Here is a 13,288-nt window from a genome sequence, read left to right as displayed (position 1 = left end):
AGATCGCCGATTCGATCGGCGCCTATCTGATGGTCGACATGGCTCACATCGCCGGCCTGGTCGCCGGCGGCGTGCATCCGTCGCCGCTGCCCTACGCCCATGTGGTGACTACCACGACGCACAAGTCGCTGCGCGGCCCGCGCGGCGGCATGATCCTGTGCAACGACGAAGAGATCGCCAAGAAGATGAACTCGGCGGTGTTCCCGGGCTTGCAGGGCGGCCCGCTGATGCACGTCATCGCCGCCAAGGCGGTGGCGTTCGGCGAGGCGCTGAAGCCGACCTTCAAGCTTTATGCCGAAAGCATCGTTGCCAACGCCAAGGCGCTGGCCTCCAGCCTGCAGGAAACCGGGCTCGACATCGTGTCCGGCGGCACCGACAACCATCTGATGCTGGTCGACCTGCGGCCGAAGAACGCCACCGGCAAGCGCGCCGAGGCGGCGCTCGGCCGCGCCAACATCACCTGCAACAAGAACGGCATCCCCTTCGATCCGGAAAAGCCCTTCGTCACCTCTGGCGTGCGTCTTGGCACCCCGGCCGGCACGACGCGCGGCTTCGGCCAGGCCGAATTCCGCGAAATCGGCAAGCTGATCGCCGAGGTGTTGGACGGCCTGAAGGTCGCGAACTCCGATGAAGGCAATGCCGCGGTTGAAGCCGCGGTCAAGGCCAAGGTGACGGCGCTGACGGACCGCTTCCCGCTCTATCCCTATCTGGGTTGACAGCCGCTTTCGGTTGACCGGGCACTGCGTGTCATCTTTTATCCGGCGCTGCGCCGCCTTCATCGGGCGGCGCCGCTCACAGGAGAGTTGATGATGCGCGTTTTCCGTCCTGCCGCCCTGGCCCTGTCCGCTACGCTTGCCGCTTTCGCCGGCTCAACCGCGATTGCCCAGGAGCAGACGCAGCAGGGCGCGGATACTTCGGCCGCGGATATGCCGGCCACCAACACCTTCGGCAGGTGGACCACCATTATCGACACGCTCGATACCGGGCAGGATGCGCACAAGACCTGCGCCGCCTCGACCGCTTTCCTTGACGCCATCGGCAATGCGGGCACGCTGACGCTGTCGATTTCGACGGGCGATGCCCTGCCGCCCAACGCCTATCCGGCAATCATGATAACCGTCGCCAACAGGGCTCTGCCGACCGGCCAGAACATAGCGGCGACCTTCGGCGATCCCGGCGTCAAGGTTTCCACAACGGTCACCTCCAGCGATGCCGTCAACGGCCGGCCGAGTTGGGCGGTCGACAGCCAGCCGAAGAAGGCGCTCGCCCTTCTGCGCGCCATGCGCCAGGTCACCTCTCTCGACGTCGTCTTCGGCAAGGCGGCCGTCGCCAGCATCCCGATGGACGGTTTCGTCAAGGCCTACCGCAGTCTCGGCAAGTCCTGCGGCTTCCCGACAAAGGACGTCGCGCCCTGATCCTCGAATTCACTTGAGGGCAGGGATGGCACGACCCCGTGCCACGCCCGCCGCCGCGCTGGCAATCTTCGTCGCGCCTCGCTATCTCTGAGGCATGAAAGGCTCTAAGCCTTTCGCCCACCAGAATCGCGAACCCAAGGCTCTCCATGCGCTGCCCCTATTGCCAGTCCGAAGATACGCAGGTGAAGGACTCGCGCCCCGCCGAGGATGGCGCCGCGATCCGCAGGCGGCGCGTCTGCCCGGATTGCGGCGGCCGCTTCACCACCTTTGAACGCGTGCAATTGCGTGACCTCGTCGTCATTAAGAAATCCGGCCGCAAAGTGCCCTTCGATCGCGACAAGCTGTTGCGTTCGGTCGAGATCGCGGTGCGCAAGCGCAACGTCGATCCCGAGCGGATCGACCGCGCCGTCACCGGCATCGTGCGCCAGCTCGAAAGCTCCGGCGAGACCGAGGTCGCCTCGGGCGAGATCGGTCGGCTCGTCATGGAAGCGCTGAAGTCGCTTGACGACGTCGCCTATGTCCGCTTCGCCTCGGTTTATCGCAATTTCCGCGAGGCCAAGGATTTCCACGAATTGCTGGGCGAACTGAAAGGCGACGAGGAACGGACCGAAGAGGAAGCCGGCTGAGTATGGCGCAAGCTCGACGCAGCGAGGCCGATCAGGCGGCCCTTGATCGCCGTTACATTGCCGCGGCCATCAGGCTGTCGCGCCGCAACGCCGGACGGACCTCGACCAACCCTTCCGTCGGCACCATCATCGTGCGCGACGACGGCGCCGGCCCGATGATCGTCGGTACTGGCGTCACCGCTATCGGTGGCCGCCCGCATGCCGAGACCGAGGCGCTGGCCGAGGCCGGCGAGCTTGCGCGTGGCGCCACGGCTTACGTAACCCTGGAACCTTGCGCCCATCACGGCCGCACGCCGCCCTGCGCCAACGCGCTGGTCAATGCCGGTGTTGCGCGCGTCGTGGGCGCGGCGAGCGATCCCGATCCGCGCGTCTCCGGCAAGGGCTACGCCATCCTGCGCGCGGCTGGCGTCGAGGTGGTGGAAAAGGTGCTGGCCACCGATGCCGCCGAGCAGATGGCGGGATATCTGAATCGATCTTTGAAAAAACGCCCAGAAGTTACTCTGAAGCTTGCACTTTCTAGCGACGGCAAGATCGGCAGGAAGGGCGCGGGTCAGGTTGCGATCACCGGCGAGATCGCCCGGCGGGACGTCTACCTGATGCGCGCGGAGTCCGACGCCATCCTGATCGGCATCGGCACGGCGCTGGAGGACGATCCTGCGCTGACCGTGCGCCTGCCGGGGCTGGAGAACCGCTCGCCGGCGCGCATCGTCCTCGATCGTCAGATAAGGCTGCCGGAGACGTCGAAGCTGGTTTCCGGCGTCGACCGGGTGCCGCTCTATGTCGCCGCCTGCTTCGAGGCTGACCCTCGGCGCCGGGCAGCCCTCGAGCGCGCGGGCGTGCGCTTCATCGGCACGGAAACGCATGCCGGCGTCGTCGCCTTGCCGGAGCTGCTCGAGGACCTGGCGGCGCTTGGCATGGCGACCGTGCTGGTTGAAGGCGGCGCCCAGGTCGCCAAGGCATTCCTCGACGAAGACCTGGTCGACCGGATCGTCTTGTTCCAGGGGCCGGAAGCGATAGGCGAGGGCGGCATTGCATCGCCCATCGATGCCGACAACATCCCGGCAGGTTTTCGCAAGCTGCGCGAGATGCGCTTCGGCGAGGACGCTTACGCAGAATGGGTAAGACCATGATCCCAAAAAGTGGGAACCGGTTTTTGGATAAGACCATGGTCAAACTGGAACACAGGGATCTCTAATGTTCACTGGAATTGTCACGGACGTCGGTAACGTCGCCGCGGTGAAGCCGCTGGCCGAAGGCGTCGGTTTGCGCATCGATACCGCTTATGATCCTGAGACCATCGCTATCGGCGCCTCGATCTCCTGCGGCGGTGTCTGCCTGACCGTGACGGCGCTTCCCGAACATGGCTCGAACGCGCGCTGGTTCGAGGTCGAGGCCTGGGAAGAAGCGCTCAGGTTGACGACCGCGTCCAGCTGGAAATCCGGCACCAGGATCAACCTCGAAAGGGCGCTGAAAATCGGCGACGAGCTTGGTGGCCACATCGTCTCCGGGCATGTCGACGGCATGGCCGAGATCGTCGAACGCAAGGAGGAGGGCGACGCTGTGCGCTTTACCTTGGAAGCGCCGCGCCATCTGGCGAAGTTCATCGCGCCCAAAGGTTCGGTCGCGCTCGACGGTACGTCGCTCACCGTCAACAAGGTCGAAGGCACCCGCTTCGATGTGCTCCTGATCCACCATTCGCTGAGCGTCACCACCTGGGGCGAGCGCCAGGCCGGCGATAAAGTGAACATCGAGATCGACACCATGGCCCGCTACGCCGCGCGCCTGGCGGAGGCGGCGAAAGAGGGGCTGTAGACCTGTTGCACAACGGTCCATTCGTTGGGAGTTCATGCGCTCCGGCAATCTTGTGCTTGCGATGAACCCGGCTTCGGCCTAAGTCACCGGCAACCCCCCGGAGACTTTTATGGCTGGCACCTCCCAACACGGCAAAGCGTTCATTCGTCCGAAGGCGAAGGCGCATCTGCTCATCATCGAAGCGCGCTTTCACGACGGACTTGCCGACGCTTTGCTCGAAGGCGCGACCACCGCGCTGGACGAAGCCGGCGCCACCTATGACGTCGTCACCGTCCCCGGCTCGCTGGAAATTCCGGCGGTGATCACCTTCGCGCTGGACGGCGCCGCCGAAGGCGGCACGCAATACGACGGCTTCGTCGCGCTCGGCAGCATCATCCGTGGCGATACCTATCATTTCGACATCGTCGCCAACGAATCCAGCCGCGCGCTGATGGACCTCTCGGTGCAGGAGGCGATCGCTGTCGGCAACGGCATCCTCACCACCGAGAACGACGCGCAAGCCTGGGCGCGCGCCCGGCGCACGGAAGGCGACAAGGGCGGCTTTGCCGCGCGCGCGGCGCTGACTATGATCGCGCTCAAAGAGAAATTTGGAGCCCAATCGTGAGCGAACCTGCCCAGAACGGTGCGGTGCGCCACGCCAACAAGCGCGGCGCCGCCCGTCTTGCGGCCGTCCAGGCACTCTACCAGATGGATGTCGCCGGCAGCGGCGTGTTCGAGATCACCGCCGAATACGAAGCGTTCCGGCTTGGCAAGGAAGTCGACGGCGCGCTTTATCGCGAGGCCGATGCGCAATGGTTCCGCGCCATCCTCACCGGCGTCGTCGAGAACCAGAAGACCATCGATCCGGTCATCCGCCAGGCGCTGACCGACGACTGGCCGCTGTCGCGGCTGGATTCGACGCTGCGCGCCATCCTGCGCGCCGGCGTCTATGAGCTGATGAAGCGCGAGGACGTGCCGGTGGCGGTCATCGTCTCGGAATATGTCGACATCGCCAAGGCCTTCTATGAGGAGGACGAGCCGAAACTCGTCAACGCCGTGCTCGACCGGGTTTCACGTCGCGTGCGCGGCGAAGGACGCGGCAAGGACGCCTCATGACCGTCGTCTCAGCGGTAGCTGCCAGGCCCGGCAGGGAAGGGCGCCGCACGGCGCTGCTGCTCGCCTCGGCGCAGGCGATCGTCGGCTCGGCTGCGCCGATCGCCATCTCGCTCGGCGCGCTTGCCGGTCAATATCTGCTCGGCCCCGACAAGTCGCTCGCGACCGCCCCGGTTACGGGCTACAATCTCGGTGTAGCGCTCGGTGCGCTCCCCGCCGCCGCGATCATCCGCAGTCTCGGCCAGCGTGGCGGCTTCATGACCGGCACCATCGCCACCGCGCTCGGCGGCCTCGTCGCGACCCTGGCGCTCTACCAAGCCAGTTTCTGGCTGTTTGCTTTTGGCCTTGTCGTGCTCGGCGTTGGCGGGGCGTTCGTTCAGCAGTTCCGCTTTGCCGCCGCCGACAACGCGCCGCCCGAATTCAAGGCGCGCGCCATTTCCTTCGTGCTGGCGGGCGGCATCATCACCGCCATCCTCGGCCCGCAGATCGTCATCTACACGCGGGAACTGCTGGCACCGGTGATGTTTGCTGGCTCCTTTGCCTCGATCCTGCCGCTGGCCGCGGTCGGCGCGCTGATCCTGTCATTTCTGCAGGTCTCCAGGCGCTCGAATGTTGTTGCCGAGACCGCCGCGAGCGACGCGCGTCCATTGGCCGAGATCGTTACCAAGCCGCGTTTCGTCGCCGCTTTGTTCTGCGCCGTCGGCAGCTACGCGCTGATGAGTTTCGTCATGACCGGCGCGCCACTTGCAATGGTCGGCTGCGGCCTTTCGGAAGACAACGCCGCGCTCGGCATTTCCTGGCATGTCATGGCGATGTTCGGCCCGAGCTTCTTTACCGGTTCGCTGATCCACCGTTTCGGCGCCGAACGCATCGTCGCGACGGGTCTTGTCCTGCTCATCGGTTGTGCCGTGGTCGCGCTTTCCGGCGTCGCGTTGTGGCAGTTCTGGACCGCGTTGATCCTGCTTGGCCTGGGTTGGAACTTCAGCTTCATCGGCGCCACGTCGATGGTGGCCGCGAGCTACCGCCCGTCAGAAAAAGGCAAGGTGCAGGGCTTTCACGACTTCGTCCTGTTCGGCTCCGTCGCATTGGCTTCGCTGTCTTCGGGCATGGTCTACAATGCCTGGGGCTGGACCATGCTGAACTGGCTGGTGTTTCCGGTCACCGCGCTGTGTTTTGTCGCGCTCGGCACGTCGAGGATCGTGGGCGCCGCCAGGACGTGACGGCGACCCGCGGTGCGAAAGACCCGCCTGAAGCAGCGTCATGCATCCGGCGGAAGAACCTGCAGGACCCGCGCGATGAACATGTGGAATTCCTGCATGTAGTTGCGAAGGAAAGTTTCGGTCGACTCCACCGTTACCTCGCCGTCGTCGGTGACCAGACCCGGGGTGAACTGGATATAGGCTTCGGGCGAGTTCATCTGGGGTGCGTTGCAGAAGCTCAGGACACTACGCAGGCTTTGCTGCGCGACGGCAGTGGCGATCGCTCCCGGAGACGTTCCGATGACGGCGCACGGCTTGCGGGAAAACGAGTTCTTTCCATAGGGGCGGCTTGCCCAGTCGATTGCATTCTTCAGGCCGCCGGGTATCGAACGATTGTACTCCGGTGTCACGAAAAGCACCGCCTGGACCGAAGCGATGGCTTTCTTGAACTCCAGGGCGGCCGACGGAAAATTGGCGTCGTAGTCGTAGCTGTAGAGCGGCAGGTCTTTGAAGTGTATCTCCTTCATCTCAAGTTCCGGAGGTGCCAGCTTCACGAGGGCCTTCGCCAGCTTGCGGTTGATGGACCCTTTGGCAAGGCTGCCGATGAGATACCCGACTTTGTGCTTGGCCATGACATGCTCCCTTGTTTGCCGCCGACCCCGACACTTGCAATATTCTCCGGAACGGCGCGCGCCGCCAGCCGGCCTTAGGTCTACCTCTCCACGCTCGGTTGAATTCGGAAGCGCGTCGGCGCGGCAGCCATCGGTGAGCGAAAACCGCGCAATCCGCACGGTCTGGCATCACTGTCGGCCACGAGCAGGCATTAGCGCAGTCCGAACAAAATTATTGCGTGTATCCCCTTAGTTATGAAACCGTATGCCCCGACTGGCCGTTGAAGCCGTGCTCATATGCGGCCACCGATAGATCGGTTCAAAGCAAGGGATTTTCACAATGTTTTCAATTAGAAAGCTCGCCTTGGCGGCGGTAGCTCTCGGTATCACGGCGGCCTCGGCGAATGCCCAGGTGGTGGTGTCTTCCAAGATCGACACCGAGGGCGGCGTGCTGGGCAACATCATCCAGCTCGTGCTCAACGCCAACAACATCAAGACCACCGACCGCATCCAGCTCGGCGCGACACCGGTGGTGCGCAAGGCGATCACCGCCGGCGAAATCGACATCTATCCGGAGTACACGGGCAACGCCGCGTTCTTCTTCCAGAAGGCGGACGATCCGGTCTGGAAAGATGCCGCCAAGGCCTACGAGACCGCCAAGAAGCTCGACTACGACGCCAACAAGATCGTCTGGCTGTCGCCGTCGCCGGCCAACAACACCTGGGCGATCGCACTGCGCAAGGACGTGGCGGACGAAAACAAGCTCGTCACTCTGACGGATTTCGGTAAATACGTCTCCGGCGGCGGCAAGGTGGTGCTCGCCGCTTCGGCGGAGTTCGTCAATTCCGCCGCCGCACTTCCGGCCTTTCAGACCACCTACGGCTTTACGCTGAAGCCCGAGCAGCTGATCACGCTTTCCGGCGGTGACACGGCCGCCACCATAGCCGCGGCCGCGAACCAGACCAACGGCGCCAACGCCGCCATGGCCTACGGCACCGACGGCGGCATCGCGCCTTCGGGCCTTGTCGTGCTGACGGACGACAAGGGCGTGCAGCCTGTCTACCAGCCGGCCCCGATCATTCGGGAGAAGGTGTTGAAGGAGCATCCCGAAATCGAGGCGCTGCTGAAGCCGGTCTTCGCCAAGCTGGATCTCGTAACGCTGCAGGAGCTCAACGGCCGCGTCCAGTTGGGCGGCGAAGCCGCCAAGGCTGTAGCCGAGGACTTTCTGAAGAAGAACGGCTTCCTAAAGTAAGTTAGCTCCGGCGCTCCGTGATGCGGAGCGCCGGCTCGACTGGGGACGATCGTGAGTATCCGCTTCGACAAGCTCGGCGTCGTGATCGCCGCGATCGTGGCCTATGCCGCGTTCTTCGCTGCCTTCGCCACATTTCGCGCCAATCGCATCGTGCCAGGGCAGGGGCGCTCGATCCTAGAGGCGTTGCCGCCCACGCTGGGTGCGCTCTTGCTGGCGATCCTGGTCGTGGGCGGCATCGTCGCGTTGTTGCGCACGCCGCTTGCGCTGCGACTTGCCGCCGGCGTGGTCGCGCTCTTTGCCTTGGCGATCCTCATTGGTACCGCCGGCGCCTTCCTGACGCCGGCCGGCAATACCTTCGCCCGCGTCGCGCCTGCCTCTGGCTTCTGGCTGCTGGTTTTTGCCTTCACCCTGCTTTTGGCCGACGTCCTGACGAGACTGGACCTATCTCCCTGGGGGCGGATCGGGGTGCTCGGCATTGCAGCGCTTGCCATCGCCGCGCTCCTGGGCTCAGGAAGCTGGGACAGCCTTTCCATCCTCAAGGAATACACCAACCGCGCCGACAGCTTCTGGGCCGAAGGGTCCAAGCACGTCACGCTGGCGCTGGGATCGCTGGCTGCCGCCGTGATCGTCGGGTTGCCGCTCGGCATCCTCTGCCACCGTGTCGAGCGGCTGCGGGCAGGGGTCCTCAATGTGCTCAACATCATCCAGACAATCCCCTCGATCGCGCTGTTCGGCCTGCTGATCGCTCCGCTCGGCTGGGTCGCGACCCACGTCCCTGGGGCTGCTGCCCTCGGTATTCGAGGCATCGGCACCGCGCCGGCCTTCGTTGCGCTGTTTCTCTATTCGCTGCTGCCGGTGGTCGCGAACACGGTTGTCGGCCTCGCCGGCGTGCCGCGCGCGGCTAACGACGCGGCCCGCGGCATGGGCATGACCGATCGCCAGCGCCTGTTCGATGTCGAGTTCCCGCTTGCCCTTCCGGTCATCCTCACCGGCATCCGCATCGTGCTGGTGCAGAACATTGGGCTTGCCACCATCGCGGCGCTGATCGGCGGCGGCGGCTTTGGCGTGTTCGTCTTCCAGGGTGTCGGCCAGACGGCGATGGACCTCGTGCTGCTCGGCGCGGTGCCGACTGTGGCGCTGGCTTTTGCCGCGGCCATCATCCTCGACGCGATTATCGAAATGACCGCCACCAGGCGCAGGGTTGAAACCGCATGATCGAGATCGAAGGCATCACCAAGCGCTATGACCAGACGACCGTCGTCGACAACGTCTCGCTGGTCATCGAGCCGCGCACTGTCAGCGTCATCGTCGGCACATCCGGCTCAGGCAAAACCACGCTGCTCCGGATGATCAACCGGCTTGTCGAGCCGACGGCCGGCGTCATCAAGCTCGATGGCGCCGACAACCGCTCCGTGCCCGGCTATCAGCTGCGCCGCAGCATCGGCTACGCGATCCAGGGCCATGGCCTGTTCCCGCATCGCACCGTGGCGCAGAACATCGCCACCGTACCGCTCCTGCTTGGCTGGGACAAAAGACGCATCGAGGCCCGGGTCGACGAGCTGATGACGCTCTACCAGCTCGACCCGCAGGCCTATGGCCCGCGCTACCCGCACGAACTTTCCGGGGGCCAGCAGCAGCGCGTAGGCGTCGCCAGGGCGCTCGCCGCCGAACCCAATGTGCTCTTGATGGACGAACCCTTCGGCGCGCTCGACCCGATCATCCGCACCAAGGCGCAGGAAGACCTGCTGGCGATCCAGAAGCGCTTCGGCACCACGATCATCCTTGTCACCCACGACATGGAGGAGGCCGTGCACATGGGGGACAAGATCGCCGTCATGGATGCCGGAAAGGTGCTGCAATATGCAAAGCCAGCTGAGATCCTTGCAAGGCCGGCAAGCGGCTTCGTCGAGACCCTGGTTGGCGCCAGCGAGCGGCCGTTCCGCCTTTTGTCGCTCGGCCGTGTGCGCGACGCCGTCGAGCCGGGCGGCGCCGAAGGCGAGGCGATCCCCGGCGACGCCAGCCAGCGCGACGCACTGGCCGAGCTGCTGTGGACTGGACGCCCGTCGCTGCTGGTAAAGGGCACGGACGGAAAGCCGCTCGGCCGTGTCACGATCGAGGGGTTGGTCAAGCGCGCGGCGAGGCCGCAATGAAGGCCTGGCTGCCTGCGCTGCTCAGGCTTGCCCTCCTGGTTCTGCTGGTGCTCTTCATCAGCGAACCGGGCTGGTTCGAGCCGCTGCTCAAACCCCTGACCGAGAACGGTGCGCCGGCGATCTACAACCAGGGCAGCCTGCTGACGCTCACATTGCTTCACCTGAGAACCGTGCTGATCGCAACGGTGGCCGCAACGATCGTTGCTGTGGCGCTTGCCATTCTGGTCACCCGACCCGCCGGCGCCGAGTTCCTGCCGCTGTCGCGCAGCCTGGTCAACATCGGTCAGACTTTCCCGCCCGTCGCGGTCCTCGCGCTTGCCGTTCCCGCTGTCGGTTTTGGCGAGGGGCCGACGCTGATAGCACTCTTCCTCTACGGGCTGCTGCCGATCTTCGAGAATGCATTGACCGCGCTGACGACGCTGCCCGGTAATGTGATGGAGGCCGCGCGCGGCGCCGGCATGACCGGGTGGCAAAGGCTGGTGAAGGTCGAGCTGCCGCTGAGCGCCCCGGTGATCCTCGGCGGCATTCGGCTATCGGTGGTGATCAGCCTCGCCACGGCGACGATCGGCTCGACGGTCGCGGCCAAGACGCTTGGCGAGGTGATCATCGCCGGCCTGACCTCGAACAACCTTTCCTTCGTCCTGCAGGGCGGCCTGATCGTCGCGGCGCTCGCCGTGCTGATCTATGATGGTCTGTCGGCAATCGAGCGCTATGCCGCGCGCCGCATGGGCCGCGAGGCGGAATAACGCAAGCCGGGTCCGGTGGCCCTGGAAGTCAGTTTCCCTACCATCATTTCAATCGATCTAATTTGAGCGCGGCGCCGACCGACCGGTGGGGGGTATTCAGCATTTGGGCGAAAGCCGGGCAAAAGCCGAACAATATCTTGACGTTCCGGGCCTTGTTTCGCATACACGCCATCGAAGGGGTGGATTCCGCCTGCCGGCATTCGTCTCTCGTCTCATAGGCCCAGGGAGGGGTTCTTTTGGGCCAACAATCGAGGAAAATCCGGCAATGACCATCATTTACGCCGTCATCGCCTGCGGCCTGCTTTCTGTCCTGTACGCCATCTGGGCGACACGTTCGGTCCTTGCGTCCGATCAGGGCAACCAGCGCATGCAGGAAATTTCAGCTGCCATACGGGAAGGCGCCCAGGCTTACCTGGCGCGCCAGTACACGACCATCGCCGTCGTCGGCATCGTCGTGCTCGTGCTTGCCTGGTGGCTGCTCTCCATCACTTCCGCGGTCGGCTTCCTGATCGGCGCCGTGCTCTCCGGCGCCGCCGGCTTCATCGGCATGCATGTTTCTGTGCGTGCCAATGTGCGCACCGCGCAGGCTGCCTCCAACAGCCTCGCCGCCGGCCTCGACATCGCCTTCAAGTCGGGCGCCATCACCGGCATGCTGGTGGCTGGCCTGGCCCTGCTCGGCGTCTCGATCTACTACTACATCCTGACTGGCCCGATGGGCCTGCAGCCCAATGACCGCGTCGTTATCGATGCGCTGGTCTCGCTCGGCTTCGGCGCTTCCCTGATCTCGATCTTCGCCCGTCTCGGCGGCGGCATCTTCACCAAGGGCGCCGACGTCGGCGGCGATCTGGTCGGCAAGGTCGAAGCCGGCATTCCCGAAGACGATCCGCGCAACCCGGCCACCATCGCCGACAATGTCGGCGACAATGTCGGCGACTGCGCCGGCATGGCCGCCGACCTGTTCGAGACCTACGCCGTCACCGTCGTCGCCACCATGGTGCTCGCCGCCATCTTCTTCGGCGGCAGCGCGGCGCTGGGTGCGGCGATGCTCTATCCGCTCGCCATCTGCGGCGCCTGCATCCTGACCTCGATCGTCGGCACCTTCTTCGTCAAGCTGGGTTCCAACGGCTCGATCATGGGCGCGCTCTACAAAGGCCTGATCGTCACCGGCCTGCTGTCGATCGTCGGTCTCGGCATCGCCACTTCCGCGACCGTCGGTTGGGGCGAGGTCGGCACCGTCGCCGGCATCGCCATCACTGGCAAGAACCTGTTCATTTGCGGCCTCATCGGCCTCATCGTGACCGGCCTCATCGTGGTGATCACCGAATACTACACCGGCACCAACAAGCGCCCGGTCAACTCGATCGCCCAGGCGTCGGTGACCGGCCATGGCACCAACGTCATCCAGGGCCTCGCGGTCTCGCTGGAATCGACGGCGCTGCCGGCGATCGTCATCGTCGGCGGCATCATCGCCACCTACCAGCTCGGCGGCCTCTTCGGCACGGCGATCGCGGTGACCACCATGCTCGGTCTCGCCGGCATGATCGTGGCGCTCGACGCCTTCGGCCCGGTCACCGACAATGCCGGTGGCATCGCCGAAATGTCAGGCCTGCCGAAGGAAGTGCGCCACTCCACCGACGCGCTCGACGCGGTCGGCAACACCACCAAGGCGGTGACCAAGGGCTACGCTATCGGCTCGGCCGGTCTCGGTGCCCTGGTGCTGTTCGCGGCCTACTCGAACGACCTGAAGTTCTTTGCCGCCAATGGCGACAAGTATCATTACTTCCAAGGCATGGGCGACGTCTCCTTCGACCTCTCCAACCCGTATGTCGTCGCCGGCCTGATCTTCGGCGGCTTGATCCCGTATCTGTTCGGCGGCATCGCCATGACCGCCGTCGGTCGCGCCGCGGGCTCGATCGTGGAGGAGGTGCGCAAGCAGTTCCGCGAGAATCCCGGCATCATGGCCGGCACCTCGAAGCCGAACTACGCGCGCGCCGTCGACATCCTGACCAGGGCGGCGATCCGGGAAATGATCATCCCGTCGCTGCTGCCGGTGCTGGCGCCGCTCGTCGTCTATTTCGGCGTGCTGCTCATCTCGGGCTCGAAAGCATCCGCTTTCGCCGCGCTCGGCGCTTCGCTGCTCGGCGTCATTGTCAACGGCCTCTTCGTCGCCATCTCGATGACCTCCGGCGGCGGCGCCTGGGACAATGCCAAGAAGTCGTTCGAGGACGGCTTCACCGACAAGGACGGCGTCAAGCACCTCAAGGGCTCCGACGCCCACAAGGCCTCGGTCACCGGTGATACCGTCGGCGATCCTTACAAGGACACCGCCGGCCCGGCCGTCAACCCGGCGATCAAGATCACCAACATCGTGGCGCTGCTCCTGCT

General features: G+C 64.9%; 14 protein-coding genes. 13 read left to right on the top strand and 1 reads right to left on the bottom strand.

Annotated elements, in window-relative coordinates; translation table 11 throughout:
- The 8 genes from Q0L57_RS26995 to Q0L57_RS26960 form a co-directional block, all read left to right on the top strand.
- On the top strand, positions 1-716 hold a 716-nt coding region (locus Q0L57_RS26995; RefSeq protein ID WP_296746136.1), incomplete at its 5' end, for a serine hydroxymethyltransferase.
- Between the two features lie 90 nt (positions 717-806).
- Positions 807-1,415 carry a hypothetical protein gene (locus Q0L57_RS26990; protein WP_296746135.1) on the top strand — a complete coding sequence of 203 codons (609 nt, stop codon included), beginning with the start codon at positions 807-809 and terminating at the stop codon, positions 1,413-1,415.
- A gap of 146 nt (positions 1,416-1,561) precedes the next feature.
- Positions 1,562-2,041 carry a transcriptional regulator NrdR gene (nrdR, locus tag Q0L57_RS26985; protein ID WP_296746134.1) on the top strand — a complete coding sequence of 160 codons (480 nt, stop codon included), beginning with the start codon at positions 1,562-1,564 and terminating at the stop codon, positions 2,039-2,041.
- Positions 2,042-2,043: 2 nt separating this feature from the next.
- Positions 2,044-3,171, top strand: coding sequence for a bifunctional diaminohydroxyphosphoribosylaminopyrimidine deaminase/5-amino-6-(5-phosphoribosylamino)uracil reductase RibD (gene ribD, locus Q0L57_RS26980; protein ID WP_296746133.1), 1,128 nt, complete (start codon positions 2,044-2,046; stop codon positions 3,169-3,171).
- Positions 3,172-3,235: 64 nt separating this feature from the next.
- A complete protein-coding gene (locus tag Q0L57_RS26975; protein WP_296746132.1) occupies positions 3,236-3,853 on the top strand; it encodes a riboflavin synthase in 618 nt (205 codons plus the stop codon).
- Between the two features lie 109 nt (positions 3,854-3,962).
- On the top strand, positions 3,963-4,457 hold the full coding sequence (gene ribH, locus Q0L57_RS26970) for a 6,7-dimethyl-8-ribityllumazine synthase (RefSeq protein ID WP_296746131.1): 495 nt from the start codon (positions 3,963-3,965) through the stop codon (positions 4,455-4,457).
- The gene (gene nusB / locus Q0L57_RS26965) at positions 4,454-4,948 is read left to right on the top strand and encodes a transcription antitermination factor NusB (protein WP_296746130.1); all 495 of its coding nucleotides are present in this window, start codon (positions 4,454-4,456) and stop codon (positions 4,946-4,948) included. The genes ribH and nusB overlap by 4 nt, the downstream gene beginning before the upstream one ends.
- Positions 4,945-6,165, top strand: coding sequence for an MFS transporter (locus Q0L57_RS26960; RefSeq protein WP_296746129.1), 1,221 nt, complete (start codon positions 4,945-4,947; stop codon positions 6,163-6,165). The genes nusB and Q0L57_RS26960 overlap by 4 nt, the downstream gene beginning before the upstream one ends.
- Positions 6,166-6,203: 38 nt before the next feature.
- Here the strand turns inward: Q0L57_RS26960 and Q0L57_RS26955 are convergent, their stop codons facing one another.
- Complete coding sequence (locus Q0L57_RS26955; protein WP_296746128.1) at positions 6,204-6,776, bottom strand: NADPH-dependent FMN reductase; 573 nt, start codon at positions 6,774-6,776, stop codon at positions 6,204-6,206.
- Between the two features lie 319 nt (positions 6,777-7,095).
- Here Q0L57_RS26955 and Q0L57_RS26950 point away from each other — a divergent pair, with 319 nt between their 5' ends.
- The 5 genes from Q0L57_RS26950 to Q0L57_RS26930 form a co-directional block, all read left to right on the top strand.
- The gene (locus Q0L57_RS26950) at positions 7,096-8,007 is read left to right on the top strand and encodes an ABC transporter substrate-binding protein (protein ID WP_296746127.1); all 912 of its coding nucleotides are present in this window, start codon (positions 7,096-7,098) and stop codon (positions 8,005-8,007) included.
- 51 nt (positions 8,008-8,058) lie between these two features.
- Positions 8,059-9,222, top strand: a complete 1,164-nt coding sequence (locus Q0L57_RS26945; RefSeq protein ID WP_296746126.1) for an ABC transporter permease — start codon at positions 8,059-8,061, stop codon at positions 9,220-9,222.
- Positions 9,219-10,157, top strand: coding sequence for an ABC transporter ATP-binding protein (locus Q0L57_RS26940; protein ID WP_296746125.1), 939 nt, complete (start codon positions 9,219-9,221; stop codon positions 10,155-10,157). The genes Q0L57_RS26945 and Q0L57_RS26940 overlap by 4 nt, the downstream gene beginning before the upstream one ends.
- Positions 10,154-10,903: an ABC transporter permease gene (locus Q0L57_RS26935; protein WP_296746124.1), complete on the top strand. Its 750-nt coding sequence runs from the start codon at positions 10,154-10,156 to the stop codon at positions 10,901-10,903. The genes Q0L57_RS26940 and Q0L57_RS26935 overlap by 4 nt, the downstream gene beginning before the upstream one ends.
- Before the next feature lie 265 nt (positions 10,904-11,168).
- The coding region (locus tag Q0L57_RS26930) for a sodium-translocating pyrophosphatase (protein ID WP_296746123.1) at positions 11,169-13,288 on the top strand (2,120 nt) is incomplete at its 3' end.

The sequence above is a fragment of the Mesorhizobium sp. genome (genome assembly GCF_024509055.1).
Taxonomy (GTDB): domain Bacteria; phylum Pseudomonadota; class Alphaproteobacteria; order Rhizobiales; family Rhizobiaceae; genus Mesorhizobium.
The sequence above is the reverse complement of the archived record's forward strand: the minus strand, read 5'-3'. Positions and strand labels throughout refer to the sequence as shown.

Coding starts and splice junctions, on each gene's coding strand:
- Q0L57_RS26975 (WP_296746132.1), top strand. CDS start 3,236: ATGTTCACTGGAATTGTCACGGACGTCGGTAACGTCGCCGCGGTGAAG.
- Q0L57_RS26940 (WP_296746125.1), top strand. CDS start 9,219: ATGATCGAGATCGAAGGCATCACCAAGCGCTATGACCAGACGACCGTC.
- ribD (WP_296746133.1), top strand. CDS start 2,044: ATGGCGCAAGCTCGACGCAGCGAGGCCGATCAGGCGGCCCTTGATCGC.
- Q0L57_RS26950 (WP_296746127.1), top strand. CDS start 7,096: ATGTTTTCAATTAGAAAGCTCGCCTTGGCGGCGGTAGCTCTCGGTATC.
- Q0L57_RS26935 (WP_296746124.1), top strand. CDS start 10,154: ATGAAGGCCTGGCTGCCTGCGCTGCTCAGGCTTGCCCTCCTGGTTCTG.
- Q0L57_RS26960 (WP_296746129.1), top strand. CDS start 4,945: ATGACCGTCGTCTCAGCGGTAGCTGCCAGGCCCGGCAGGGAAGGGCGC.
- Q0L57_RS26990 (WP_296746135.1), top strand. CDS start 807: ATGATGCGCGTTTTCCGTCCTGCCGCCCTGGCCCTGTCCGCTACGCTT.
- ribH (WP_296746131.1), top strand. CDS start 3,963: ATGGCTGGCACCTCCCAACACGGCAAAGCGTTCATTCGTCCGAAGGCG.
- nrdR (WP_296746134.1), top strand. CDS start 1,562: ATGCGCTGCCCCTATTGCCAGTCCGAAGATACGCAGGTGAAGGACTCG.
- Q0L57_RS26955 (WP_296746128.1), bottom strand. CDS start 6,776: ATGGCCAAGCACAAAGTCGGGTATCTCATCGGCAGCCTTGCCAAAGGG.